This is a genomic window from Streptomyces dioscori (assembly GCF_003024195.1).
Taxonomy (GTDB): Bacteria; Actinomycetota; Actinomycetes; order Streptomycetales; family Streptomycetaceae; genus Streptomyces; species Streptomyces dioscori.
The window spans coordinates 36,899-61,792 of record NZ_KZ679056.1; the positions used below are offsets into that span (position 1 = coordinate 36,899).

21 protein-coding genes are annotated in these 24,894 nt (G+C 70.9%); 12 read left to right on the plus strand and 9 right to left on the minus strand.

The features are described 5' to 3' along the window. The first annotated feature begins 56 nt into the window (after positions 1-56). Together C6Y14_RS36850 and C6Y14_RS36855 are read left to right on the plus strand one after the other, a co-directional pair. Complete coding sequence (locus tag C6Y14_RS36850) at positions 57-1,040, plus strand: ArsR/SmtB family transcription factor (protein WP_107021261.1); 984 nt, start codon at positions 57-59, stop codon at positions 1,038-1,040. Positions 1,041-1,170: 130 nt separating this feature from the next. After that, entirely contained in the window at positions 1,171-2,208 is a 1,038-nt protein-coding gene (locus C6Y14_RS36855) for a glycoside hydrolase family 6 protein (RefSeq protein ID WP_107021262.1), read from the plus strand. Between the two features lie 43 nt (positions 2,209-2,251). Here C6Y14_RS36855 and C6Y14_RS36860 read toward each other — a convergent pair whose 3' ends face one another. From C6Y14_RS36860 to C6Y14_RS36875, 4 genes are all read right to left on the minus strand, one after another. Beyond that, on the minus strand, positions 2,252-4,201 hold the full coding sequence (locus tag C6Y14_RS36860; RefSeq protein WP_107021417.1) for a radical copper oxidase GlxA: 1,950 nt from the start codon (positions 4,199-4,201) through the stop codon (positions 2,252-2,254). A gap of 54 nt (positions 4,202-4,255) precedes the next feature. Continuing rightward, positions 4,256-6,043 carry a glycosyltransferase family 2 protein gene (locus C6Y14_RS36865; protein WP_107021263.1) on the minus strand — a complete coding sequence of 596 codons (1,788 nt, stop codon included), beginning with the start codon at positions 6,041-6,043 and terminating at the stop codon, positions 4,256-4,258. Between the two features lie 574 nt (positions 6,044-6,617). Further along, complete coding sequence (locus C6Y14_RS36870; RefSeq protein ID WP_107021264.1) at positions 6,618-6,911, minus strand: MTH1187 family thiamine-binding protein; 294 nt, start codon at positions 6,909-6,911, stop codon at positions 6,618-6,620. Continuing rightward, positions 6,908-7,252 carry a DUF3817 domain-containing protein gene (locus C6Y14_RS36875; protein WP_107021265.1) on the minus strand — a complete coding sequence of 115 codons (345 nt, stop codon included), beginning with the start codon at positions 7,250-7,252 and terminating at the stop codon, positions 6,908-6,910. Before C6Y14_RS36875 ends, C6Y14_RS36870 begins: the two co-directional genes overlap by 4 nt. Positions 7,253-7,441: 189 nt before the next feature. Between C6Y14_RS36875 and C6Y14_RS36880 the strand changes: the two genes are divergently transcribed. From C6Y14_RS36880 to C6Y14_RS36895, 4 genes are all read left to right on the plus strand, one after another. After that, positions 7,442-8,074, plus strand: a complete 633-nt coding sequence (locus C6Y14_RS36880; protein WP_107021266.1) for an AIM24 family protein — start codon at positions 7,442-7,444, stop codon at positions 8,072-8,074. Between the two features lies 1 nt (position 8,075). Next, complete coding sequence (locus tag C6Y14_RS36885; RefSeq protein WP_107021267.1) at positions 8,076-8,726, plus strand: AIM24 family protein; 651 nt, start codon at positions 8,076-8,078, stop codon at positions 8,724-8,726. Then, a complete protein-coding gene (locus C6Y14_RS36890; protein ID WP_107021268.1) occupies positions 8,723-9,520 on the plus strand; it encodes an AIM24 family protein in 798 nt (265 codons plus the stop codon). Before C6Y14_RS36885 ends, C6Y14_RS36890 begins: the two co-directional genes overlap by 4 nt. 92 nt (positions 9,521-9,612) lie before the next feature. Beyond that, complete coding sequence (locus C6Y14_RS36895) at positions 9,613-10,089, plus strand: MarR family winged helix-turn-helix transcriptional regulator (RefSeq protein WP_107021269.1); 477 nt, start codon at positions 9,613-9,615, stop codon at positions 10,087-10,089. 152 nt (positions 10,090-10,241) lie between these two features. Here the strand turns inward: C6Y14_RS36895 and C6Y14_RS36900 are convergent, their stop codons facing one another. Both C6Y14_RS36900 and C6Y14_RS36905 read right to left on the minus strand, forming a co-directional pair. After that, positions 10,242-11,696 (minus strand): sensor histidine kinase, encoded by a 1,455-nt coding sequence (locus C6Y14_RS36900; RefSeq protein ID WP_107021270.1) that lies wholly within the window; start codon positions 11,694-11,696, stop codon positions 10,242-10,244. Then, complete coding sequence (locus tag C6Y14_RS36905) at positions 11,693-12,358, minus strand: response regulator transcription factor (RefSeq protein ID WP_107021271.1); 666 nt, start codon at positions 12,356-12,358, stop codon at positions 11,693-11,695. The genes C6Y14_RS36900 and C6Y14_RS36905 overlap by 4 nt, the downstream gene beginning before the upstream one ends. Before the next feature lie 144 nt (positions 12,359-12,502). Here C6Y14_RS36905 and C6Y14_RS36910 point away from each other — a divergent pair, with 144 nt between their 5' ends. Further along, positions 12,503-13,228 carry a PepSY domain-containing protein gene (locus C6Y14_RS36910; RefSeq protein WP_107021272.1) on the plus strand — a complete coding sequence of 242 codons (726 nt, stop codon included), beginning with the start codon at positions 12,503-12,505 and terminating at the stop codon, positions 13,226-13,228. A gap of 2 nt (positions 13,229-13,230) precedes the next feature. On the opposite strand, the gene C6Y14_RS36915 is transcribed toward C6Y14_RS36910, so the two are convergent. The 3 genes from C6Y14_RS36915 to C6Y14_RS36925 all read right to left on the minus strand — a co-directional run bounded on the left by C6Y14_RS36915 (position 13,231) and on the right by C6Y14_RS36925 (position 17,070). Then, on the minus strand, positions 13,231-14,478 hold the full coding sequence (locus C6Y14_RS36915) for an MFS transporter (RefSeq protein ID WP_107021273.1): 1,248 nt from the start codon (positions 14,476-14,478) through the stop codon (positions 13,231-13,233). Between the two features lie 371 nt (positions 14,479-14,849). Then, complete coding sequence (gene meaB, locus C6Y14_RS36920; RefSeq protein WP_107021274.1) at positions 14,850-15,806, minus strand: methylmalonyl Co-A mutase-associated GTPase MeaB; 957 nt, start codon at positions 15,804-15,806, stop codon at positions 14,850-14,852. Between the two features lie 61 nt (positions 15,807-15,867). Beyond that, positions 15,868-17,070, minus strand: coding sequence for an acetyl-CoA C-acetyltransferase (locus C6Y14_RS36925; RefSeq protein WP_107021275.1), 1,203 nt, complete (start codon positions 17,068-17,070; stop codon positions 15,868-15,870). Between the two features lie 148 nt (positions 17,071-17,218). Here C6Y14_RS36925 and mce point away from each other — a divergent pair, with 148 nt between their 5' ends. The 5 genes from mce to C6Y14_RS36950 all read left to right on the plus strand — a co-directional run bounded on the left by mce (position 17,219) and on the right by C6Y14_RS36950 (position 24,877). After that, on the plus strand, positions 17,219-17,659 hold the full coding sequence (gene mce / locus C6Y14_RS36930) for a methylmalonyl-CoA epimerase (protein ID WP_107021276.1): 441 nt from the start codon (positions 17,219-17,221) through the stop codon (positions 17,657-17,659). 231 nt (positions 17,660-17,890) lie between these two features. Continuing rightward, positions 17,891-21,739 carry a polarized growth protein Scy gene (gene scy / locus C6Y14_RS36935; RefSeq protein ID WP_107021277.1) on the plus strand — a complete coding sequence of 1,283 codons (3,849 nt, stop codon included), beginning with the start codon at positions 17,891-17,893 and terminating at the stop codon, positions 21,737-21,739. 184 nt (positions 21,740-21,923) lie between these two features. Continuing rightward, positions 21,924-22,859, plus strand: coding sequence for a coiled-coil domain-containing protein (locus C6Y14_RS36940; RefSeq protein ID WP_107021278.1), 936 nt, complete (start codon positions 21,924-21,926; stop codon positions 22,857-22,859). A gap of 226 nt (positions 22,860-23,085) precedes the next feature. Next, the gene (locus C6Y14_RS36945; protein ID WP_225891460.1) at positions 23,086-24,102 is read left to right on the plus strand and encodes an ABC transporter ATP-binding protein; all 1,017 of its coding nucleotides are present in this window, start codon (positions 23,086-23,088) and stop codon (positions 24,100-24,102) included. A gap of 4 nt (positions 24,103-24,106) precedes the next feature. After that, positions 24,107-24,877, plus strand: coding sequence for an ABC transporter permease (locus C6Y14_RS36950; RefSeq protein WP_107021279.1), 771 nt, complete (start codon positions 24,107-24,109; stop codon positions 24,875-24,877). The last annotated feature ends 17 nt before the right edge of the window (positions 24,878-24,894 follow it).

Consider the following 24,894-nt stretch of genomic DNA (forward strand, 5'->3'; position numbering starts at 1 on the left):
CTAGAGTTTCGGCCCAGGCCGAATCTTCGGGCCCGAGCCACCTCCCGGGAGGCGTGATGCCGTACCACCTCCACTTCGGGGAGGACGACTTCCTCAACTGCCGTTTCGCGCTGTCGCCGCTGTGGGAGACGCACGAGGCGGTACGCACCCTGCGGCGCCCGGAGCGGCAGGGCTACCACCCCGCCTGGCTGCGCCGCATCCGTTCGGCGGCGGCCGGGCTTGACCTGGAGCCGCTGTGGCTGCTGATGCCGGAGCGCGGGAACAGCCCGGACTGTCTGATGCCGCCTCCGATCGGGCCGGCGGCCACCTTCGAGGAGGAGATCGCCGCCGTGCGCGCCACGGACCCCGGGCTCGCGCGGACCGAACTCGCGATCTCGCTCGCGGACACCCCGGGCGCCGCCGGGTCCCCGGCGGGCCGGGCGATGCTCGCCGACCCCGCCCGTGCGGTACGGGAGCTGGCGGACACGATGGAGGCGGCCTGGCACACCCTCGTGGAACCCGCCTGGCCGAGGCTGAGGGCCCTCCTGGAGGCCGACATCGCCTTCCACTCCCGCCGACTCGCCGAGGTGGGCCTCGCCGGGCTGCTGCCCGAACTGGACCGGCGGGTCGCCTGGGACGCGGGCAGGCTGACGGTCGACTCGCGGGGCGAGCACGTACGCGAACTGGGCGGCCAGGGGCTGGTGCTGATGCCCAGCGTCTTCACCTGGCCGGACGTGGTGAGCGGCTTCGAGCCGCCCTGGCAGCCGGCACTGGTCTACCCGGCCCGGGGCATCGGGGGCCTGTGGGCCGAGTCGTCCGACCGCACGCCCGAGGCCCTCGTACGGCTGCTGGGCCGGGGCCGGGCCGCCGTGCTGGCCGCGCTCGCGGAACCCGCCGCCACCACGGCCCTCGCCCACCGCCTCGGCCTCGCCCCCTCGTCCGTCTCCGCGCATCTGTCGACGCTGCGTGACGCGGGCCTGCTCGTCGCACACCGGTACGGACACCAGGTGCTGTACGAGAGGACACCGCTCGGCAGCGCGCTGGCCTCGGGCGGGGCCTGACGTTTCGGCGACGAACGGGAACGCGAAGGAGGCGGGCGGGTCGCGGTGTCGCACCCCTGACCGATAGATCCCTTATGTCACGATGGCCGGAAAACCGTCACTGACGGTCACCTTCGCCCAAGGGGGCAGGATGTTCCGGCCGACCCGTACCCGTGTCCGTACCCGCGCGACGCTCGCCGCGTCCGTCGCGTCCGTCGCGCTGGGGCTCGTGACGGGCTGTTCGTCCGCGCCCGAGGGCGATCCGGCCGCCCCGGCCCAGGAGACCGGCGCCGCCAGCCCCGCCGCCGGCTCCCCGTTCTGGATCGACCCGCAGAGCCCCGCAGCCCGGCAGGCCCGAGCCTGGGAGCGGCAGGGCAGGGAGAACGACGCCCGGCTGCTCAAGCGCATCGCGGACCGGCCCGCGGCACTGTGGCCGGCCGGTGACCACCCCGAGCCGAGGATCAGGGAGGCGACACGGGCGGCGGCCGGGGACGGGCGGACGCCCGTGTTCGTCGCGTACGACATCCCGCACCGCGACTGCGGTCAGCACTCGGCGGGCGGGGCGACCGACGCGGCGGCCTACCGGGACTGGATCGACCGGTTCGCGGGGGCCCTGGGCGACAGCCCCGCGCTGGTCGTCCTGGAGCCCGACGCGGTCGCCCACATCGTGGACGGCTGCACACCGGGCGAGTACCACGCGCAGCGCGAGCAGTTGCTCTCCGAGGCGATCGTGCGGCTGAAGCAGCAGCCGAACACGAAGGTGTACCTGGACGCGGGCAACCCCGACTGGATCGATGAGCCGCGGAAGCTCGTCGAACCCCTCCGGCGGGCCGGTGTCGCGAACGCCGACGGTTTCGCCCTGAACGTCTCCAACTTCCAGACGGACGGGATCACCAAGGAGTACGGCCGCCGTCTCTCGGAGTCGCTCGGCGGCAAGCACTTCGTGGTGGACACCAGCCGCAACGGCAACGGCCCGCTGCGGGGAGACCGTGCGCAGGCCTGGTGCAACCCGCCGGGCCGGGCGCTCGGCACCCCGCCCACCACCGACACCGGCGACCCCGTCGTGGACGCCTATCTGTGGATCAAACGGCCCGGGGAGTCCGACGGACAGTGCCGGGGCGGCCCCGCGGCGGGCCAGTGGTGGGCGGACTACGCGCTGGGCCTGGCCCGCAACTCCAAGCCCCAGTAGGTCGCTCAGGTCGCTCGAAGGCAGCGGGCCGCCCGTCGGGGTGTCACTTCACCTGCACCCACTTCGCCTCGGACGGTGTCCCGTCCGCGTCCGACACGAACAGCATGTACCAGCCGGGCGGCACCAGCGTCCGGTCCTTCGGCACGGCCACGGTCACCGAGTCCTTGCTCTTCGTGATCTCCAGCGCGATGGACCGCTGCTCGACGTCCGTGGTGTGCGTGACCGCGCTGGGCCGCATCAGCCGGGCGTTCACGACCTTCTCCGGGTGCCGGGTCGCGAAGGTGGCGCGGCCCTCGCCGTCCACCTCCTGCGGTCCGTCGCCGAGGACGGGGCGGGCCTTGCCGTTCTTGTGCAGGGCGGGCGGGGTGAAGATCTCCATGCGCTGCTCGAAGTGGCCGAGCTTGGTGTTCTGCTGATCGTCGAAGAGCGGGTCGGAGCCGAAGGTGGCGATCCGGCCGTCGGGCAGCAGCAGCGCCTCGGAGTGGTAGTTGCGGCCGACCTTCGGCGAGGCGGCCGTACGGAACGAGTTGGACTTCGGGTCGTAGAACTGCGCCTTGTGGATGTTGCTGGCGCCGCGCCCGCGGTAGTCCTTGGCTCCGTTGGACGTGAACACCGAGTCGTCCGGCATGATCACGCTGTTCAGATAGCGGGTGCCCTGCGGCAGGTCGGGGCCGTCCTCGAAGGCGGGGTTCGCCTTCTTGAGGTCGACGACGGCCGTGCGCGAGGTCGACTCCTTGGACTCGCCGACCCCTCCGCCGCCGAGGATCATCACCTTCTGGTCCTGGGCGGGCGGCAGCAGGAGCGAGGTCGAGGTCTCCGTCTCGTCCGGGTCGCTCAGTCCTGGCACCTTCTGGAACTTGTTGGTCTTCAGGTCCCACAGGCCCGCGTCGCGGCCGAGTTCGGCGGGCCCGTAACCGGCGTTCGAGGCCGGGTAGAAGAGCTTGCCGCCCTTGGTGAGGAAGAGGGCCGGATAGGTGGGGAAGTACCGCTTGGGACCGGGTGTCCACTTCTTCGTCCCCGGGTCGTAGATCTCGTTGTCACCGGGGTCGATCACGCCGACGTCGTCGAGCCCGGAGACCGCGAGCACCTTCCCGTCCTGGAGTCCGACGAGCGTCGGGTACCAGCGGGCCTTGTCCATCGGCTCGACGGGCACGTACTTCTCCGCCGTCGGGTCGAACTCGTAGGCGGCCCTGATGCCCTGGAAGTCCTGCTTCTCCATGGTGATCTTCTCGGAGAGGCCGTACGTGTTGTCGGCGTCCTTGCCCTTGAGGCCGAGGATCTCGTACTGGGCGCGCTTGTCCGTGACCGGCGCCGGGCCGTCCTCGGTGGCCTCGACGAAGACCCGGGCCTCGCTCGCCTTGACCTTCGTCTTCCAGGGCTGCATGACGCCGGCCTTGTTGTAGGTGATCTCCTGGGTGCGCTTGGCCTTGGGGACGGTGACGTCGACACGGCTGACGTACTCGACGCCGGAGGGCGAGCGGAACCGGGTGCCCTTCTTCAGTGCGATGGCCTTGTCCGGGTTCTCGTTCTTCACCCGCATACCGCCGCCGGCCCGCTCGACCTCGCCGTCCAGCAGCTCGTAGCGGGCCGTGCCGCCGGCCACGAGCATGCGGCCGCTGGGCAGTTGGGCATGTCCGGCGCAGAAGAAGTCGGCCGGAGTGGCGATCTTCTTGAAGGTGTCGGCCTTCGGGTCCCACAGGACCGTGTCGAAGGACCCCTTGTCGAACTTCTTCTGCTCGTTGCCGGAGCCCGCGACGATCAGCACCTTGCCGGTGTGCAGGAGCGCCGCGTGGATGGCGTTGGTGCGGAACTCCTTCGGGATGTCGAGCTGCTTCCACGAGCCGTACTTCGCCTGGTAGCCGGGCTGGGCGATCTTGTACTCGTAGTACTGCTCCGAGGCGAAGCCGATGGCGGCCGGCGCGTTGAGTCCGGCGAGCAGCGCGACGCCGCCGACGCCGAGCAGCCGCTTCTGGGTCTTCTTCGAGAGCGTCATCTTCAGTGACGCGTTCTTCACTGACGCCTTCTGCAAGGGCCGGTGGGCCATGGCCTAGCTACCTCCTGTCGTACTGCTGGAGACCGTTCCGGCGGCGCTGCCCGCGAGGGCCGGGGCGGGTTCGGCCGCCTCGCCGATCCGGACGGCGGGCACGAGGTGCCGCTGTGCCCTGCGGGCCCTGGCGCGGGTCGCGGTCCACACCGCAACCGGGGAGAGGGAGATGGCCAGCGCGAGGACCGCCCAGGTGCGCATGGCCGCGTGGGTGTGGTCGAGCACGAACGACGCGACCAGGGACGACGTCAGGACCGCCGCCCAGAAGAGATGGATACGGAAGGTCGCGACACGGTCCGCGCTGGTGTCGCCGCCCTTGGGGGTGATGACGAACCGGCTGGGACGGCGGATCAGGGCCGCACCCAGGGACTTCAGGTAGATGGGCGCGGAAAGAGCCGACATCGCCATGCCCGCCAGACCGCCCGAGCCCTCCGGTTCGTGCGGGGAGACGTTGTGCCGCCGGTTCCACAGATACAGCCCGACCTGGAGTGCGGCCGCGTCGCTGTAGAGCATCAGCCACATGGAGGCGGAGACCTGGGTGCCGGACGCCCCGAAGCACAGGAACAGGACGCAGCTCAGGATGCCCAGCAACCAGTTGACGGCCGTCATCGGGTAGTAGACGAGCATCAGCGTGTACGAGAACAGCCGTCCCGGCGGCATCGTGAAGGGTGCCTTCCAGTACTGCTTGAACAACGTCTCGTAGGTGCCGCGCGACCAGCGCATCTGCTGGGTGAAGAAGTCGGTCCAGGAGGCGGGGCCCTCGCCGACGGCGAGCACGTCAGGGGTGTAGACGGACTCCCAGTGGTGACCGGTCCTCGGGTTCTTGTGCCGGTGCATCTCGAAGCCGGTGGCCATGTCCTCCGTGATCGAGTCGTACAGGCCGCCGACCTGCTTCACGGCCGCGATCCGTACGACGTTGTTGGTACCGACGAACATGGGTGCGCGGTAGCGGTTTCCGGCACGCTGGATCAGCGCGTGGAAGAGGAACTGCTGGGACTCGGCCGCCTTGGTGACGGGAGTGGTGTAGTTGCCGTACACCTGCGGGCCGACGACGAAGGCGACGTCCGGGTCACGGAAGTAGCCCATCATCCGTTCCAGGAACTCCGGGAGCGGGACGTGGTCCGTGTCCACGGAGGCGAAGAAGTCGTAACTGCCGCCGTGCATCGCGATCCACGCGTTGTAGTTGCCGTGCTTGGTACGGGCCTTGTGGACGCCCTTGGCCCTGTTCCACTCGGGCACACCGTGCCGGGTGAAGTGGCGGACGCCGAGCTCCTCGCAGAGCGCCTTGGCCTGCTCGTCGTCCCCCTCATCCAGGAGCCAGACGTCCACCGGTCCTGTGTGGGTGACCCTGACGGCCCCTTCGAGGGTGGCGCGGACCATCGAGAGCGGTTCCTTGCCGGGGACGAAAGTGGTCAGGAAGGCGACCCGGGTTCCCTCCGCGGGGGTGACGGGGACGGGATCCCTGGCCACCATCGTCGCGTGCGCGATCGACACGACGTTGACGACCATGAAGAGCTCGATCAGGCCGATCGCCACGAGCATCGTGATGTCGAGGCCGACCAGCCAGCGGGCGCCGCCCTCACGCTCCACCCAGTGGGTGGGCCACACGAGATAGACCAGCAGGAGTCCTGTGAGCACCGGGGCGAGCGTCATGAGCAGGACGGCTCGTATTCGGTGCGGCTCGCTCGACAGGAGCTTGGTGTACTGCACCCGGTAGGCCGAGCCGGACGGCTCCGTGAGCGGTCCGGCCAACCTGCTGTGGGTGTCGTAGTCGTAGCCCTCCGGCCGCACAGCGCCCTCCAGTGCCCATTGATCGAACAAGCCGATACCCACACAAAAGTGGCATTACGTCGGCGTGTCGAACGGAGGGGGTCCAGGTGGGTGTTGTCTCCGACGGGCTGTCTCCGACGGGTTGTCTCCGACGGTTGGGCGGGGGGCCGGGGGGTGCACTACCGGGTGCGGCCCGGCGGGGGCTGGCCGCGCAGTTCCCCGCGCCCCTAAAAGCGGCGGTCCGGTGCGGGCCGTATGTGGCTGGCCGCGCCGTTCCCCGCGCCCCTGAAAGCGGCGGTCCGGTGCCGGTCGTACGTGGCTGGGCGCGCCGTTCCCCGCGTCCCTGGAAGATGGGGTGCTGTAGGCCGCCTGCTTTTTGGGGGCGCGGGGAACTGCGCGATCGGCCCCCACCGGGCCGCAGCCGAAAATGCGCCCGCAGCGCCACGCGCTCCTCAGGGGCGCGGGGAACTGCGCGGGCAACCCCCGCCGGGCCGCGGCCGGGACCGAAACCCGCAGCGTCACGCACCTTTCAGGGGCGCGGGGGACGGCGCGCGACTCAGCCCCGCCGGGCCGCGGCCGGGAAAAAGTAGCGGCGTCACTCCGACAAGTGGCGCTCAACCGTGGACACCTTGGACGTGAGCCCGTCCGTCACCCCCGGCCGGATGTCCGCCTTCAGGACGAGGGAGACCCGGGGCGCCCGCGCCTCAACCGCGGCCACGGCCCGCCGCACGACGTCCATGACCTCGTCCCAGTCACCTTCCAGCGACGTGAACATCGCGTCCGTCCGGTTCGGCAGCCCCGACTCGCGAACGACCCGCACGGCGTCGGCGACGTACTCCCCCACGTCCTCCCCGACACCCAGCGGCGTCACGGAAAAGGCGACGATCATGCGCCCACGATCCCCTCGTTGCGCGCACGGGACTTGATGACCGCGGCCTCGGCCTCACCCTTGAGCTTGCGCTCGGCGAAGAACCCGCCGGTCGGCAGCACGGACAGGACGAAGTACAGCGCCGCGGTCTTCAGCCCCCACTTGGCCCGGTTCCACGCATCTGCCCAGAAGATCACGTACAGCACGAAGAGGACGCCGTGGATCATGCCCATCACCGGCACCGCATTGAAGTCCGTGGTCCGCTTCAGCACGGAGCAGACGAGCAGCAGCAGGAACGAGACGGCTTCCGGGCCGGAGACCAGACGGAGGCGGCGGAGGGCGGAGGCGGTCTTGATGTCCACGGGTCACCTTCGGTGTTTGTGAATGAGAGCACAAGCGTTGGCCCATTGTGGCATTGGAGCGCCGGCGGACCGCCTCAGGGGTACGAGGGCGGTCCCGGGACGAAGCCCCTAGGGGGACACTCCGGGTCGTTCTCCACCCGTGGGACCTGTCGGCGGAGACGGCCCGCCCGATACCTTCACCTCGTGGCGATGTTCCGACTACAAGGCAGCAAGGTGCTGGCCGTCGACATGACCGGCGACGCCGTGAAGGCGAAGAACGGCTCCATGGTCGCGTACGACGGTCAGATGGCCTTCAAGAAACTCAGCGGCGGCGGCGAAGGCATCCGTGGCATGGTGACGCGCCGGATCACCGGCGAGCAGATGACCCTCATGGAGGTGAAGGGCCAGGGCACGTGCTGGTTCGCCGACCGGGCCAGTGAGATCAACCTCGTGAGCCTCCAGGGCGACAAACTCTTCGTGGAGTCGAGCAATCTCCTGGCGACGGACTCGGGCCTGCGTACGGGCACGTCCTTCACGGGGCTGCGGGGCGCCTCGCAGGGCAACGGGCTGTTCACGACGACGATCGAGGGCCACGGCCAGGCGGCGATCATGTCCGACGGCCCGGCGGTGGTGCTGCGGGTCAGCTCGCAGTACCCACTGACCGTCGACCCGGGCGCGTACATCGCCCACCAGGGCGATCTGCGGCAGACCTTTCAGTCCGGCGTGACGTTCCGCACGTTCATGGGCGAGGGCGGCGGCGAGGCCTTCCAGATCCGCTTCGAGGGCGACGGAGTCGTCTACGTGCAGCCCAGTGAGCGCAACTCGATCGCGGGAGACGTGTGACATGCCCTTCCGTGAGATCAACTCGAAGATGATCGAGGCCACCGTCGCACCGGGCCAGAAGCTGTTCAGCCAGCGCGGCGCGATGCTCGCCTACAAGGGCGAGGTCTCCTTCACCCCGAACCTGCAGAGCGGCCAGGGCGGGGTCATGTCGATGATCGGCCGCCGGGCCGCCGGCGAAGCGGCGCCCCTGATGACCGTGGAGGGCTCCGGCACGGTCCTGTTCGGGCACGGCGGCCACCACATCCAGGTGATCGGCCTCACCGGCGACACCCTGTACGTGGAGGCGGACCGGCTCCTGGCCTTCGACGGCACCCTGACGCAGGGCACGATGTTCATGGGCTCGCAGGGCGGCGTCATGGGCATGGTGCGCGGCCAGGTGACGGGCCAGGGCCTGTTCACCACGACCCTCAAGGGCCACGGTTCGGTCGCCGTCATGGCGCACGGCGGGGTCATCGAGGTCCCCATCAGCCCGCAGCGCCCGGTGCACGTCGACCCGCAGGCGTACGTCGCCCATCACGGGGACGTCCGCAACAAACTGTCCAGCGCGCTCGGTCTGCGCGATCTGGTCGGCCGCGGTTCGGGCGAGGCCTTCCAGCTGGAGCTGAGCGGCAGTGGCGCGGTGTACGTGCAGGCGTCGGAGGAGAAGCTGTGACCACCTACCCGGGCACGGGCCCCGTGATCCACGACCCGGCGACGCTGCCGGTCGACGACAACGTGAACGCGTACACCTTCTGCGTGGAGCTCAAGGGGAGTGAGTGGTTCCTGCAGAAGGGCAAGATGATCGCCTACTACGGCTCGATGGAGTTCAACGGCATCGGGCACGGCCGCCTCGACCGCCTCGTGCGAACGTCTTTTCATTCGCCGTTGCACGCGAGCGACTGGGTGGTGGCGTCCGGCTCGGGCAAGATGCTGCTCGCCGACCGGGCCTTCGACGTGAATTCCTTCGACCTGGAGGAGGGCAACCTGACCATTCGCTCGGGCAACCTCCTCGCTTTTCAGCCAAGTCTCGCGCTCAAGCAGTCGATCGTGCCGGGCTTCCTGACACTCATCGGAACGGGCAAGTTCGTCGCCGCTTCGAACGGCCCCGTGGTGTTCATGGAACCCCCCATCCGGGTCGACCCGCAGGCCCTCGTCGGCTGGGCCGACTGCCCCTCGCCCTGCCATCACTACGACCACGGCTACATGACGGGCCTGATGGGCGGTCTACGTGCGATGACGGGCATCGGCGGGGCCTCCGGCGAGGAGCACCAGTTCGAGTTCGTGGGGGCCGGCACGGTGCTGCTGCAGTCCAGCGAGGCACTGATGGCGGAGCAGGCGGCGGGGGCGGTGCCGAACGAGCCGGGAGTACCCGGCGGCGGCGGGGTGCCAGGTCACCAGGGACAGCAAGGCGGCGCACCGCGTCTTCCCGGACAGCTGGGGGACCTCCAGCGTCGCTTCGGGCTGTGAGCGGTAGTCTGCAGAGTGTGACGTCGAACGTGTGCACGTCGTCACACCACCCTCACTAGTTCGCCTTTCAACCTTTTAGGTAGACTTGATTCATGGAGACCGAGACGGCCACCCGCTGGCTGACCGATGCGGAGCAGTGCGCATGGCGCACCCACCTGGAGGTCAACAGGCTGTTGACGTATCAGCTCGAAAGGGACCTCCAGCCGTTCGGCCTGACGATGAACGACTACGAGATCCTGGTGAACCTCTCGGAGTCCGAGGGCGTACGGATGCGGATGAGTGACCTCGCGTCCGCCACCCTCCAGTCCAAGAGCCGCCTCTCGCACCAGATCACCCGCATGGAGAACGCGGACCTGGTCCGGCGCGAGAACTGCGAGTCCGACCGCCGCGGGCTGTTCGCGGTGCTCACGGACCACGGCATGGAGACGATGCAGAAGGTCGCGCCCCATCACGTGGGTTCCGTGCGCCGCCACTTCATCGACCTCCTCTCCCCGGAGGCCCTGGAAGAACTCCACAAATCCCTGACCCCCATCGCAGAACACCTCCGCACCCAACGAGGCCGCCCCTGACACCCGGCCCTCCCTCGGGGGGCGCGGGGAACGGCGCAATCTTTTAGGGGCGCGGGGAACGGCGCAGTCTTTTGCTTTTAGGGGCGCGGGGAACTGCGCGACCAGCCCCCACCGGGCCGCAGGTTCCCCACCCACCGTGCTTCAGCAGGCCGCTAGGCCACAGGCAGGCGGAGCTCGAACAGAGCTCCGCCTGCCGAAGCCCCCCGCACGGTGAGCGCACCCCCATGCCGCACAGCCACGTCCCGAGCGATGGCAAGCCCCAACCCGGCCCCGCCGTCATCCCGGGCCCGGGCCTCATCGAGCCGCACGAACCGCTCGAAAACCCGCTCGCGCTCGGCGACAGGCACCCCCGCCCCGTCGTCGGCGACCTCAAGAAGCACCCACTCCCCCACCCGCCGCACGCCCACCGAGACCGACGTCCGGGTGTGCCGCTGCGCGTTGTCGAGCAGATTGCCGAGCACCCGCGCCAGCTGCCCGCGGGACCCGCTCACGTGCAGGGAGTCCACGGTGTCCGCGGTCACGGTCACGGCGACCCGGTCCCCGACCCGCTGCCCCGCCTCCGCACGGACGAGTGCCACCAGATCGAACCGCGCGTCCGCCGGCCGCTCCCCCGCGTCGAGACGGGCGAGCAGCAGCAGATCGGCGGCGAGCCGCTGCAGCCGTACGGTGTCCTCGACGGCCCCGTCGACGTCGAGCAGTTCCGGATGCGCGGCGCCCACTTCCAGCTGGGTGCGCAGTGAGGCGATGGGGCTGCGCAGCTCGTGGGAGGCGTCGGCGACGAACCGGCGCTGCCGTTCCACGGACTGTTCCAGGGCGGCGAGCGTCTCGTTGGTCGTCCGGGCGAGCCGTGCGACCTCGTCGTGGGTGTCCGGCACCGGAACCCGCCGGGTGAGGTCCTCGGAGGCGGTGATCGCGGCCATCTCGCCGCGGATGTCCTCGACGGGGCGCAGCGCCCGCCGGGTGACGAGCCAGGTCACCAGGGCCACCACGGCCAGCAGCAGCGGGAAGCCGATGAGCATGACGGTCAGCGCCGTGCTGACGGCCTCCTGTTCGGCGGTCAGCGGCGCACCGGCGTGGACGGTGAGCGTGCCCTTGCCGTCCACTTCCACCGGCACGGCGGCGAACCGGTAGTCCGCGGTGTCGCCGTCGATGGTCGCGGAGCCGTCGCTGAAGGAGGCCTCGCCGAGTTCACCGGCCTCGTGCGGATCGTCGTCACTGCCGCTGTCGCTGTCGCTGCTCCCGCCGTCGTCATCGTCGTCGTCGCCATCGGCGTTCACGGCCCCGGGGGCCTGCGGCTTGACCCGGTCGACGCCCGTGCCGCTGATCCGCTCCAGGTCCTCGGTGACGGCGACGAGCTTCCCCGCCTCGTCCACGACCTGGACCGGCTGGTCGTCGTTGTCCAGCGAGAGGTTGCCGTAGGGCTGCCCGGCCGCGATGTCGGTGGCGACCTTCTGGGCGGCCCGTTCCGCCTCCGTACCGGCCTGTTCGCTCAGGTTGGTCCACAGCGACAGCAGGACGGCGGCACCGGCCGCGGCGAGCGCGACGGCCACCACGACGCTCGCGGCGAGGGTGGCCCTGGCCCGTACGGATCCGAGGACGCGTTTCATCGCGACTCCAGGCGGTAACCGGCGCCGCGTACGGTCCGGATCAGCGTGGCCCCCAGCTTGCGGCGCAGTGTGCTGATGTAGACCTCGACGATGTTGGGGTCCCCGTCGTACGCGAAGTCCCAGACGTGTTCGAGGATCTCCGCCTTGGACACCACCTCGCCCGCCCGCACGACGAGTTGTTCGAGGACCGAGAACTCCTTGGTGGTGAGGGTGATCTCGTCCTCGCCGAGGTGGACGCGCCGGGCGGCGGTGTCGACCTTGAGGTCGCCGAGCACATGCACGGGCGACGCGCCGCCCGAGGGCCCGCGCCGGCGCAGCAGCGCCTTCACCCGGGCCACCAGGACGACGTACGAGAACGGCTTGGTGAGGTAGTCGTCGGCGCCGGTGTCCAGGCCCTCCGCCTCGTCGTACTCGCCGTCCTTGGCGGTGAGCATCAGGATCGGCACGTCGTGCCCGGCGGAGCGCAGGGCGCCGCACACCCGGTAGCCGTTCATCCCGGGCAGCATGATGTCGAGGATGACGAGGTCGTACGAGCCCTCGCCGGCCATGTGCAGTCCTTCCAGGCCGTCGTGGACCACGTCGACGGCGTACCCCTCGGCCGTCAGTCCCTTGGCGAGCGACAGGGCGAGCCGCTTCTCATCCTCCACGATCAACAGGCGCATGCGTAAAGAGTCGCAAACCGAACCTGAAGAAGCCTTCAGGGTGCTTCAGCTCCGCTTCAGCGTCGGTCGTCCAGATTGGGACACGTCGAAACGCACCGAAGACGCTCGACCCCGGTCGAAGCCGATGATCTCGGAGGAATCCCCATGAAGCGCAACATCGTCATCGCCACCGTCGCCGCCGCCGCTCTGGTCGGAGGCGGCACGGCGACGGCCCTCGCCGTCACGGGTGACGGGGACGCGCCGACCAAGCAGTCCAGCGTGCGGGCCGCGGACGACGACCGCAACGACCGCGACGACCGCGACGACTCCGCCGACGACGACCGTGACGACCGCGCCGACGACAAGGCCGACCGGGCCGAGGACGCGGCCGACGCGAAGGCGGCGAAGGTCACCGCGGCCGACGCGATCGCGACGGCGCTGAAGAGCGTGCAGGGTACGGCCGTCTCGGCCGACCTGGACGACGAGGGCAGCAGCCTGGTGTGGGACGTGGACGTGCTGTCCTCGGGCGGCGCCTGGCACAGCGTCCGGATCGACCCGGGCACCGGCAAGGTCCTCGGCTCGCACACCGAGCAGGAGGACGCCGACGACACGGCGGAGGCCCGGGCCGCGCTGAAGGGGTCGTCCGTCACCGCCGAGGAGGCCGCGAAGGCCGCCGCCGCGAAGGGCACGGTCACCTCCGTCGAGCTCGACGACGACGGCCGTACCAACGCCTGGGACGTCGACACGACCGCCGCGAACGGCGCCGAGAAGGAGTGGAAGGTCGACCTGAAGTCCGCAGCGGTCACCGCGGACACCTCGTCCGACGACAACTCCTCCGACCACGACGACAACGACGACAACGACTCGGACGACGACGGCTCCGACGACTGACATCACTTGACGAGTTCGGCGGCCTCCCCGGCCTGTGTGTCCGGGGAGGCCGCCTTGTCGTGCCCGCCGTGCCCGCCGTGCCACGGGGCGAGCACTGTGACCAGGGCCATCGCGCCCGAGACCGCGAAGCACGCCGCCAGGGGCAGCCGGCCGACCAGCAGGCCGACGGTCGCGGCCCCGGCCGAGGAACCCGCGTTCACGGCGGTGTTCACCCAGGTCCCGGCCCGGACCCGGGCGCCGGGCGGGGCGCTCTCGTCGGCGAGGAGGTACGCCGTGGTGAGGGCCGGAGCGACGAACAGGCCCGCCACCGCCACAGCGGCGGAGAGCGTCACGAGCCCCGGGGCGAGACCCGCCGCGCCCAGCGCGAGGGCGAGCCCGACCGCCAGCAGCGGGAGCCGCAGCCGGGCCGGCACACGCCAGTCGACGGCACCGTTCAGGAGCCCGCCCACCGCGCTGCCCGCGGACAGCGCGGCCAGCACCCAGGCGACGGTGTGCTCGCCGTGGTGCCCCTGCTCGGCGAAGGCCAGCACCAGCAGATCGACGGCGCCGAGCGCGAGCCCCACCCCCGCGGCCGCGAGAACCGGCTGTACGAGCCCGCGCCCGAGGCGGGTCCGCTTCCCGGCGGGGGCAGCGTGCACGGTGACGCCCTTGACCACGGGGGACGTGACGAAGGCCGCTGTGCCCAGCCCGACCAGCAGCGCGCTCAGGGCGACCGCGGCGGCCGGGGGCGCGAAGCCCACCACCAGTCCCACGAGCAGGGGGCCCGAGACGAACAGCAGTTCCTCGGCGACCCCGTCCAGGCTGTAGGCGCGCTGCAACAGCCGCCGGTCCGTGACGAGTTCGCCCCACACGGCACGCATGGTGGGACCGAGCGGCGGGGTGCACGCGCCCGCGGCGACGGCCACCGCGGCCAGGAGCGGGACCGGGGCTCCCGGGCGCCAGCTCACCGCCGCCAGGGTGCCCAGCAGGGCGGCGTACAGCGAGGCCATCGGGACCAGGGCGCGGCGCGGGCCGTACCGGTCGACGAGGGACGCCCGCGCGGGCGACAGGAACACGCTCGCGGCGCCGAAGAGCGCCACGACGATGCCGGCGGCGGCGTACGAGCCGGTGGCGTCGCTCACCGCCAGCATCACGGCGAGGGCGACCATGCCGTAGGAGAGCCGGGCCACGAGGGCGGCGGTGAAGGTGCGGGGGGTGTGGGGCGTGCGGAGTACCGCGGCGTAGGTGGGCCGCGTCGTGGGCGCAGTCATGGGGGTGTTCCTCGGGGAGGGGGCGCCTGTGGGGTGCCCTGGCTTCGGGGTCGCCTAGGAGCCGCGGGGGCTGCGCGAGTGGCGCTGCCAGGCGCGGGTCATGGGCGGGCCCTATGCCATGAGGAGGAACACGGGGGTCAAGCTAGCAGGGCGCCGGGTGTGCCGACAGGTGTTTCCTCGCCCCCGCCGCCCCTTCCCGTTCCCGTCCACGCATGGGGGCTGCGCCCCCTCGCCCCCCTTTGTCCTCAAACGCCGGACGGGCTGAAAGGTGCCTTTCAGCCCGTCCGGCGTTTGAGGACCGGGGGTTCGGGGGCAGCGCCCCCGAGTCGTTGACGGGAAGGGTAGGGGCGGCGGGGGCGAGAGAAGTCCGGTCAGGACCCCGTCAGGTCGTGGATCAGTGAGTCCGCCGCGCCGTACGGGTCCAGGTCGCCCGACACGATCCGGTCCGCGAGCGCGCTCAGGCGCCGGTCTCCGTGGAGCGAACCGATCCGCTCCCGCAACGCGGTGACCGCGATGGTCTCGACCTCGCGGGACGCGCGCGCGAGCCGCCGAGCGGCAAGCTCCCCCCGCTCCTCCATCCACGCCCGGTGCTTCTCCAGCGCCTCGACGACCTCGTCGATGCCCTCCCCGCGCGCGGCCACCGTCTTGACGATGGGCGGCCGCCAGTCCCCCGGGCCTCGGGACTCGCCGAGGCCGAGCATGTGGTTCAGCTCACGGGCCGTCGCGTCGGCCCCGTCCCGGTCGGCCTTGTTGACCACGTACACGTCGCCGATCTCCAGGATTCCGGCCTTGGCCGCCTGGATGCCGTCGCCCATGCCGGGGGCGAGGAGCACCACGGACGTGTCCGCCTGGGAGGCGATCTCCACCTCGGACTGGCCGACGCCGACGGTCTCGACGAGGATCACGTCGCAGCCGGCCGCGTCGAGCACCCGGACGGCCTGGGGCGCGGCCCACGCGAGCCCGCCGAGGTGCCCGCGGGTGGCCATGGAGCGGATGTAGACGCCGGGGTCGGAGGCGTGGTCCGACATCCGGACGCGGTCGCCGAGCAGCGCCCCGCCGGAGAACGGCGACGAGGGGTCGACGGCGAGGACGCCGACCCGCTTGCCCTGCCGCCGGTAGGCGGAGACCAGCGCGGACGTGGAGGTCGACTTGCCGACCCCCGGCGATCCGGTGAGGCCGACCACGTACGCGTTGCCCGCCAGCGGGGCCAGCGCGGCCATGACCTCGCGCAGTTGCGGGGACGCCCCCTCCACCAGGGAGATCAGCCGGGCCACGGCCCGGGGCCGGCCTTCCCTGGCCGCGGCCACCAGCGAGGGGACGTCCTGCATCACAGCTCCGTTCACTAGATCAGCCGGCGGATACGCAGGCCGGCTCCCGATTGCGTGTGCGTCAGGCCTTCGGTACCCGGACGATCAGCGCGTCACCCTGGCCGCCGCCTCCGCACAGCGCCGCCGCGCCCACGCCGCCGCCGCGCCGCTGCAGTTCGAGGGCGAGGTGGAGGACGAGCCGGGCGCCGGACATGCCGATCGGGTGGCCGAGCGCGATGGCGCCGCCGTTGACGTTCACCTTTTCCGTGGACACGCCGAGATCCTTCATTGACTGGACCGCGACGGCGGCGAAGGCCTCGTTGATCTCGATCAGGTCAAGATCCTCGACGCCGATGCCCTCCTTCTTGAGGGCGTGCTGGATGGCGTTCGACGGCTGCGACTGCAAAGAGTTGTCGGGTCCGGCGACGTTTCCGTGGGCGCCGATCTCGGCGATCCAGTCGAGGCCGAGGGCCTCGGCGCGCGCCTTGCTCATGACGACGACGGCGGCGGCGCCGTCGGAGATCTGCGAGGCCGAGCCGGCCGTGATCGTGCCGTCCTTGGCGAAGGCGGGGCGCAGCCTGCCGAGCGACTCGGCGGTCGTCTCGCCGCGGATGCCCTCGTCCTGGCTGAAGACGACGGGCTCGCCCTTGCGCTGCGGGATCTCGACGGGGGTGATCTCCGCCTCGAAGGTGCCGTTCTTCTGTGCGGCGGCGGCCCGCTGGTGGGAGAGGGCGGCGATCTCGTCCTGCTCGGGCCGCAGGATGTTCAGCCGCGTGTTGTGCTTCTCCGTCGACTCGCCCATGGCGATGTTCTCGAAGGCGTCGGTGAGCCCGTCGTGCGCCATGGCGTCGAGCATCTCGATCGCGCCGTACTTGTAGCCCTCACGGGACTTGGGCAGCAGGTGGGGGGCGTTGGTCATCGACTCCTGGCCGCCGGCGACCACGATGTCGAACTCACCGGCGCGGATGAGCTGGTCGGCGAGCGCGATGGCGTCGAGGCCGGACAGGCACACCTTGTTGATCGTGAGCGCCGGGACGCTCATCGGGATGCCCGCCTTGACGGCGGCCTGGCGTGCCGGGATCTGCCCTGCCCCGGCCTGGAGCACCTGGCCCATGATCACGTGCTGCACCTGGTCGCCGCCGATGCCCGCACGGTCGAGGGCGGCCTTGATCGCGAATCCACCGAGGTCGGCTCCCGAGAAGGACTTCAGGGAGCCGAGGAGCCGTCCCATCGGGGTGCGTGCACCCGCAACGATGACGGAGGTGGTGTTGTTCGTTCCAGACATGAGGAGCGATCCCCTTCCAGCTTGCACAGCCGAGGAGTGAACGAGGGTTTACTAAAGAAGGTACTGAGCGGTAGGCCAGCCGTCATCCGGCCCGTCGTGTGATCGCGCGCACGTTGCGTAACCGCCCTCGGAGCGCTGCACTGACAGCATGCTGACGCGAATCGACCACATCGGGATCGCCTGTTTCGACCTCGACGCGACCGTCGAGTTCTACCGGGCCACGTACGGCTTCGAGGTGTACCACTCCGAGGTCAACGAGGAGCAGGGCGTGCGCGAGGCCATGCTCAAGATCAATGAGACGTCCGACGGCGGCGCCTCCTACCTGCAGCTCCTGGAACCCACCCGCGAGGACTCCGCGGTGGGAAAGTGGCTGGCCAAGAACGGTGAGGGCGTACATCACATCGCCTTCGGCACGGCGGACGTGGACGCCGACGCGGCCGGCATCCGGGACAAGGGCGTACGCGTGCTGTACGACGAGCCGCGCAGGGGTTCGATGGGCTCCAGGATCACCTTTCTGCACCCGAAGGATTGCCATGGCGTCCTGACAGAACTGGTCACTTCGGCGCCAGTTGAGTCACCTGAGCACTGACCTCCGTATATCTGGGCCGGTAGGGTTGGGCACGGCCGTCGCCTCTTCGGGGCGGTCCGGGTCCTCATCGTCAGGATCCGAGGGCCGGGGTCCAGGTTTCGGGGGACGAGCGTCGGGGGAGCAGCCCTTGCTCCGCCGTTGATCTGACACCATTCCCCGGGGGCCCTGTCCGGCGGATGGACGGTGCTCGTTTGGAGAGACTTGCGACCAGGGGACGGATGGGACCGCGCAGTGCGGGGCTACGAACGCCAGGAGCGAGAGCCGGCGGCTGACGTCGACCACCTCTCTCGGTTCGAGGCCGAGATGGAACGGCTGAAGACCGAGCGGGAGAAGGCCGTCCAGCACGCCGAGGACCTCGGCTATCAGGTCGAGGTGCTGCGCGCCAAGCTGCACGAGGCGCGCCGCAGTCTGGCGACCCGGCCTGCCTACGACAGCGCCGACATCGGCTATCAGGCCGAGCAGATGCTCCGTAATGCCCAGGTTCAGGCCGATCAGTTGCGCCAGGACGCCGAGCGGGAGCTGAGCCAGGCCCGCGCGCAGACGCAGCGGATCCTGCAGGAGCACGCGGAGCAGGCCGCCCGTCTCCAGGCGGAGCTGCACCAGGAGGCGGTCACCCGCCGCCAGCAGCTCGACCAGGAGCTGGCCGAACGCCGGCAGAGCGTCGAGTCGCACGTCAACGAGAACGTGGCGTGGGCCGAGCAGCTGCGGGCCCGCAGCGAGCAGCAGGCCCGCCGGCTGGCCGACGAGTCGCGCAGCGAGGCCGAGCAGGCCCTGGCCGCCGCCCGCGCGGAGGCCGAGCGGGTCGCGGGAGAGGCCCGCCAGCGGCTGCAGAGCGACGCCGAGCGGGCGCGCGCGGAGGCCGAGGCGCTGCTGCGCCGGGCCCGCACCGACGCCGAACGGCTGCTGAACGCGGCCTCGACGCAGGCCCAGGAAGCCACCGAGCACGCCGAGCAGCTGCGCTCTTCGACCGCGTCCGACTCGGACAACGCCCGCCGCCAGGCCGGCGAGCTGAGCCGCGCCGCCGAGCAGCGCATCAACGAGGCCGAGGCGGCCCTGCGCGAGGCGCGGGCCGAGGCGGAGAAGGTCCTCACCGAGGCCAAGGAGGCCGCGGCCAAGACGCTCTCCGGCGCGGAGTCGGCGAACGAACAGCGCACGCGGACGGCCAAGGAGCAGGTCGCCCGGCTGGTCGGCGAGGCGATCAAGGAGGCCGAGGCCACCAAGGCGGAGGCCGAGCAGGTCGTCGCGGACGCCCGCACCAAGGCCGAGAAGATCACCGCGGAGGCCGAGGAGAACGCCCGCAGTCTCACCGCCGAGGAGACCGCGTCCCAGCTCGCCAAGGCGGCCCGGACGGCCGAGGAAGTACTGAACAAGGCGTCCGAGGACGCCAAGACGACCACCAAGGCCGCCTCCGAGGAGGCCGAGCGGATCCGCGCCGAGGCCGAGGCCGAGGCGGACCGGCTGCGCGCCGAGGCGCACGACATCGCCGAGCAGCTCAAGGGCACGGCGAAGGACGACACCAAGGAGTACCGCGCCAAGACGGTCGAGCTGCAGGAGGAGGCGCGCCGGCTGCGCGGCGACGCCGAGCAGCTGCGCGCGGACGCCAACGAAGAGGGCGAGCGGATCCGCTCCGAGGCCCGGCGCGAGGCCGTCCAGCAGATCGAGGAGGCGGCCAGGACCGCCGAGGAACTGCTGTCCAAGGCGAAGGCCGACGCCGACGAGCTGCGGTCGAACGCCACGACGGAGAGCCAGCGGGTCCGCACCGAGGCCATCGAGCGCGCGACGACGCTGCGCCGGCAGGCCGAGGAGACCCTGGAGCGCACCCGTACGGAGGCCGAGCGGCACCGCACGGAGGCCGTCGAGCAGTCCGAGGAGATCAAGGCCGAGGCCGAGCGGGCCGCCGCCGAACTGCACGAGGACACCGAGCGGGCCATAGCGGCCCGGCAGGCCGAGGCGGCCGAGGGGCTGACCCGGCTGCACACGGAGGCCGAGGAGCGCCTCGCCTCCGCCGAGCAGGCGCTGACCGACGCGCGCGCCGAGTCCGAGCGGATCCGCCGCGAGGCCTCCGAGGAGATCGACCGGCTGCGCGCCGAGGCCGCCGAGCGGATCCGTACGCTCCAGGCGCAGGCCGAGACGGAGGCCGAGCGGCTGCGCACGGAGGCCGCCTCGGACGCGTCCGCGTCCCGTGCCGAGGGCGAGGCCATCGCCGTCCGGCTGCGTTCGGACGCCGCGGTGGAGGCCGAGCGGCTCAAGACGGAGGCACAGGACACCGCCGACCGCGTACGGGCCGAGGCGCAGGCCGCCGCCGAGCGGCTGGCCACCGAGGCCGCCGAGGCGCTGTCCGCGGCCCAGGAGGAGGCGGCCAGGCGCCGCCGCGAGGCCGAGGAGCTGCTGGGCGCCGCGCGCCAGGAGGCCGACCAGGAGCGCGAGCGGGCCCGCGAGCAGAGCGAGGAACTGCTGGCCTCGGCGCGCAACCGCGTGGAGGAGGCCCAGACCGAGGCCGTCCGGCTGGTCGAGGAGGCGGACCGCCGGGCGACCGAGATGGTGTCGGCCGCCGAGCAGACCGCGCAGCAGGTGCGCGACGCCGTGGCCGGGCTGCACGAGCAGGCCCAGGAGGAGATCTCGGGCCTGCGCAGCGCCGCCGAGCACGTGGCGGAGCGCACGCGCACGGAGGCGCAGGAGGAGTCCGACAGGGTCCGCGCCGACGCGTACGCGGAGCGGGAGCGGGCGACCGAGGACGGCAACCGCGTCCGGCGCGAGGCGCGGGACGAGGCGGAGGCCGCCAAGTCGCTGGCGGAGCGCACGGTCTCGGAGGCGATCGCGGAGTCCGAGCGGCTGCGTTCGGACGCCGCCGAGCATCTGCAGCGGGCGCGTACGGAGGCCTCGGACGCCGTCGCGTCGGCCGAGCAGGACGCCTCGCGGTCCCGGGCCGAGGCACGGGACGACGCCAACCGCATCCGGTCGGACGCGGCGACGCAGGCGGACACCCTCATCACCGAGACGACCGCCGAGGTCGAGCGGCTCACGGCGGAGACCAACCAGGAGGCGGAACGGGTCCGCGCCGAGTCCGTGGCGAAGGCCGAGAAGCTGATCTCGGACGCGACGGGCGACGCGGAACGGCTGCGCGCCGAGGCGGCCGAGACGGTCGGCTCCGCGCAGCAGCACGCCGAGCGGATCCGGTCGGAGGCCCAGCGTTTCAAGGCCGAGGCCGCCCAGGAGGCCGACCGCCTCATGTCGAACGCCCGCGACGAGGCCGACGACACACTGGACAAGGCGCGCAAGGAGGCCAACAAGCGGCGCTCCGAGGCGGCCGAGCAGGTCGACAAGCTGATCACGGAGACGACCGCCGAGGCCGACAAGCTGCTCTCGGAGTCGCAGCAGGCCGCGCACAAGACCACCGCGGACGCCGAGGCACAGGCCGACACGATGGTGGGCGCCGCCCGCAACGAGGCGGAACGGCTGCTGTCCGAGGCCACGGTCGAGGGCAACACCCGGGTGGAGCGGGCCAGGACGGACGCCGACGAACTGCTGATCGGCGCGCGCCGGGACGCGACGGCCATAAGGGAGCGCGCCGAGGAGCTGCGCGACCGGATCACCGGCGAGATCGAGGAACTCCACGACCGGGCCCGCCGGGAGTCCGCCGAGACGATGAAGGCGGCGGGCGATCGGTGCGACGCGCTGATCAGGGCCGCCGAGGACCAGCTGAAGGAGGCCGAGGCGAAGGCCAAAGACCTCGTGTCGGAGGCCGGTTCGGAGGCGAGCAAGGTCCGGATCGCCGCGGTGAAGAAGGCGGAGGGGCTCCTCAAGGAGGCCGAGCAGAAGAAGGCCGCGCTCATCGCGGAGGCCGAGGGCATCAGATCCGAGGCAGTCCGCGAGGCGCGGGCCGCGGTCGAGGAGGGCAAGCGCGAGCTGGAGGTGCTGGTCCGCCGTCGGCAGGACATCAATGCCGAGATCTCCCGTGTCCAGGACGTCCTGGAGGCGTTGGAATCCTTTGAGGCGCCGTCGAGTGGCAAGGACGGGGGCGTCAAGGCGGGCGCGGCGGCCGGTGCGACCCGTTCGGGTGGCAAGCCGTCCGAGGGCTAGCCAGATGGGCAACTTCCGTGCATGCCGGGGGGGCTTCAGTGAAGCTCCCTGGCAAGCGTTCCGGCCGTTAGCCACCAAAAAGGGTGTCATTCTCCATATCAATCGGGCTACTGCTCGATGACACACCGTTTTGGCCCCTAGGATTCCACCTATCACCTCACCGGTCTCATTCGACAGGAACCCCATGAGCGACACTTCCCCCTACGGCTTCGAGCTTGTGCGGCGTGGGTACGACCGCGCTCAGGTGGACGAACGCATTTCGAAGCTCGTCTCCGACCGTGACAGCGCTCTGGCCCGTATCACTGCTCTCGAAAAGCGCATCGAGGAACTCCATCTCGAAACGCAGAACGCCCAGGCCCAGGTAAGCGACGCCGAGCCGTCGTACGCCGGCCTCGGTGCCCGCGTCGAGAAGATCCTCCGCCTCGCCGAGGAGGAGGCCAAGGACCTGCGCGAGGAGGCCCGTCGCGCGGCGGAGCAGCACCGCGAGCTCGCCGAGTCGGCGGCCCAGCAGGTGCGCAACGACGCAGAATCGTTCGCTGCGGACCGCAAGTCCAAGGCGGAGGACGAAGGCGTCCGGATCGTCGAGAAGGCCAAGACGGACGCTTCCCAGCTCCGTCAGGAGGCGACGAAGGACGCGCAGTCGAAGCGCGAGGAGGCGGACGCCCTCTTCGAGGAGACCCGCGCGAAGGCCGCGCAGGCCGCCGCCGACTTCGAGACGAACCTCGCCAAGCGCCGTGAGCAGTCCGAGCGTGACCTGGCCTCGCGTCAGGCCAAGGCCGAGAAGCGCCTCGCGGAGATCGAGCACCGCGCGGAGCAGCTGCGGCTCGAAGCCGAGAAGCTGCGTACGGACGCCGAGCGTCGGGCCCGTCAGACCGTCGAGACGGCTCAGCGGCAGGCCGAGGACATCGTGGCCGACGCGAACGCGAAGGCCGACCGGATCCGGTCGGAGTCCGAGCGGGAGCTTGCGGCGCTCACGAACCGGCGTGACTCGATCAACGCGCAGCTCACGAATGTGCGCGAGATGTTGGCGACGCTCACGGGGGCGGCTGTTGCCGCCGCGGGTTCTCCGGCCGAGGACGAGCCGATCACTCGTGGGGTGCCGGCTCAGCAGTCCCGCTAGGCGCTGGCGCTGGCCCTGGCTCAGTACGGGTCGGGTTGAGGTTGCGGGGATCTGCGGACCGGCTGTGGCTGGTCGCGCAGTTCCCCGCGCCCCTTACGGGGCTGTGGCTGGTCGCGCCCACGCGGCGGAGCCGCATATCGATACAGCCCCGCGCCCCTCACGGGGCGCCTACGGAGCCCTCTGCCTTTAAGTGGCAGGGGGCTTTGTTGCGTTTTAGCCTCGGGGGATGATCGAGGTTGAGGGGCTGACCAAGCGGTACGGCGAGAAGATGGCTGTGAATCAGCTGACGTTCGCCGTGCGGCCCGGGATCGTCACCGGGTTTCTCGGGCCGAACGGGGCCGGGAAGTCCACGACCATGCGGATGATGCTCGGGCTCGACCGGCCGACCGCGGGGGACGTGCGGATCGACGGGCAGCACTACGACCGGCTCAAGGACCCGCTGACGTACATCGGCGCCCTGCTCGACGCCAAGGCCATGCACGGCGGTCGCAGCGCCTTCAACCACCTGCTGTGCCTCGCGCAGAGCAACGGCATCCCGCGCGGCCGGGTGCACGAGGTCCTGGACACCGTCGGGCTCACCGCGGTGGCGAAGAAGAAGGCCAAGGGTTTCTCGCTCGGCATGGGCCAGCGGCTCGGCATCGCGGGCGCGCTGCTCGGCGACCCCCGGATCCTGATGTTCGACGAGCCGGTCAACGGGCTCGACCCCGAGGGCATCCACTGGATCCGGAACCTGATGAAGTCCCTCGCCGCCCAGGGCCGTACCGTCTTCGTCTCCTCGCACCTGATGAGCGAGATGGCGCTGACCGCCGACCATCTCGTGGTGATCGGCCAGGGCCGGCTGCTCGCCGACACGTCCATGGCCGACTTCATCAGGGAGAACTCCCGCTCGTACGTACGCATCCGGTCGCCCCAGCGTGAGCTGCTGCTCGACGTGCTGCACCGGGCCGGGATCGTCGTCGTGGAGACCGGTGGCGGGACGCTTGAGGTGGACGGGCACCGGCCCGAGGACATCGGTGAGCTGGCCGCGCAGCACCGGATCGTGCTGCACGAGCTGAGCCCTCAGCAGGCCTCGCTGGAAGAGGCGTTCATGCAGCTCACGGCGGAGTCGGTGGAGTACCACGCGCACTCCGGCGCCCCGCTCGGCGCCGCGCCGCCGCCCCTGCCCGGTGACCGGCCGGGACCGCCGACGCCCGGACCGCAGGTGCCGGGGCCCCAGTGGGGCGACGACTGGAAGAAGGGCTGATTCCATGGCCGCGACCCAGGTCCTGAGGTCCGAGTGGACCAAGATCCGGTCGGTGGCGTCCACACTGTGGACGCTGAGCCTCGCCGCCGTGGTGACCGTCGTGCTCGGCGTACTGATCTCGCTGCTGTCGAAGAACGAGTTCGACAAGATGAGCGCGAAGGACCGGCTCTCCTTCGACCCCACCTACATCAGCTTCGCCGGGATGAGCCTCGGTCAGCTGGCGATGATCGTGTTCGGTGTGCTGGTGGTGTCCAACGAGTACAGCACCGGCATGATCCGCACCTCGCTCTCCGCCGTCCCGCAGCGCGGCACGTTCCTGTTCAGCAAGATGGCGGTGGCGACCGGACTCGCGTTCCTCGTGGGCCTCGTGACCAGCTTCGTCGCGTTCTTCCTCGGCCAGGCGATGCTCGGCTCGCACAAGGCGGCGATCGGCGACCCGGGCGTCCTGCGCGCGGTCATCGGCGGCGGCCTCTACATGACCCTCATCGCGGTCTTCTCGATGGGCGTCGCCACGATGCTCCGCAGCCCGATGCTGTCCCTGGGCATCCTGATGCCGTTCTTCTTCCTGATCTCCGCGATCCTCGGCAACGTCTCCGCCACCAAGAAGATCGGCCAGTTCCTGCCCGACCAGGCCGGCAGCAAGATCATGCAGGTGGTCACCCCGATCGACGACGACGTACCGTACGGACCCTGGGGAGGGCTGGGCATCATGGTGCTGTGGGTCGTCGTCGCGGTGATCGGCGGGTACGTGCTGCTGAAGAGGCGGGACGCCTGAGGTTTTTTACCCGCTCT

Excerpts from the sequence above, each read along its gene's own strand:
- C6Y14_RS36900 (WP_107021270.1), bottom strand. The coding sequence starts at position 11,696 with ATGAAACGCGTCCTCGGATCCGTACGGGCCAGGGCCACCCTCGCCGCG.
- C6Y14_RS36925 (WP_107021275.1), bottom strand. The coding sequence starts at position 17,070 with ATGTCTGGAACGAACAACACCACCTCCGTCATCGTTGCGGGTGCACGC.
- C6Y14_RS36905 (WP_107021271.1), bottom strand. The coding sequence starts at position 12,358 with ATGCGCCTGTTGATCGTGGAGGATGAGAAGCGGCTCGCCCTGTCGCTC.
- C6Y14_RS36895 (WP_107021269.1), top strand. The coding sequence starts at position 9,613 with ATGGAGACCGAGACGGCCACCCGCTGGCTGACCGATGCGGAGCAGTGC.
- mce (WP_107021276.1), top strand. The coding sequence starts at position 17,219 with ATGCTGACGCGAATCGACCACATCGGGATCGCCTGTTTCGACCTCGAC.
- C6Y14_RS36855 (WP_107021262.1), top strand. The coding sequence starts at position 1,171 with ATGTTCCGGCCGACCCGTACCCGTGTCCGTACCCGCGCGACGCTCGCC.
- C6Y14_RS36940 (WP_107021278.1), top strand. The coding sequence starts at position 21,924 with ATGAGCGACACTTCCCCCTACGGCTTCGAGCTTGTGCGGCGTGGGTAC.
- C6Y14_RS36910 (WP_107021272.1), top strand. The coding sequence starts at position 12,503 with ATGAAGCGCAACATCGTCATCGCCACCGTCGCCGCCGCCGCTCTGGTC.
- meaB (WP_107021274.1), bottom strand. The coding sequence starts at position 15,806 with ATGCAGGACGTCCCCTCGCTGGTGGCCGCGGCCAGGGAAGGCCGGCCC.
- C6Y14_RS36870 (WP_107021264.1), bottom strand. The coding sequence starts at position 6,911 with ATGATCGTCGCCTTTTCCGTGACGCCGCTGGGTGTCGGGGAGGACGTG.
- C6Y14_RS36945 (WP_225891460.1), top strand. The coding sequence starts at position 23,086 with ATGATCGAGGTTGAGGGGCTGACCAAGCGGTACGGCGAGAAGATGGCT.
- C6Y14_RS36880 (WP_107021266.1), top strand. The coding sequence starts at position 7,442 with ATGTTCCGACTACAAGGCAGCAAGGTGCTGGCCGTCGACATGACCGGC.
- C6Y14_RS36950 (WP_107021279.1), top strand. The coding sequence starts at position 24,107 with ATGGCCGCGACCCAGGTCCTGAGGTCCGAGTGGACCAAGATCCGGTCG.
- C6Y14_RS36885 (WP_107021267.1), top strand. The coding sequence starts at position 8,076 with ATGCCCTTCCGTGAGATCAACTCGAAGATGATCGAGGCCACCGTCGCA.
- C6Y14_RS36850 (WP_107021261.1), top strand. The coding sequence starts at position 57 with ATGCCGTACCACCTCCACTTCGGGGAGGACGACTTCCTCAACTGCCGT.
- C6Y14_RS36860 (WP_107021417.1), bottom strand. The coding sequence starts at position 4,201 with ATGACGCTCTCGAAGAAGACCCAGAAGCGGCTGCTCGGCGTCGGCGGC.
- C6Y14_RS36915 (WP_107021273.1), bottom strand. The coding sequence starts at position 14,478 with ATGACTGCGCCCACGACGCGGCCCACCTACGCCGCGGTACTCCGCACG.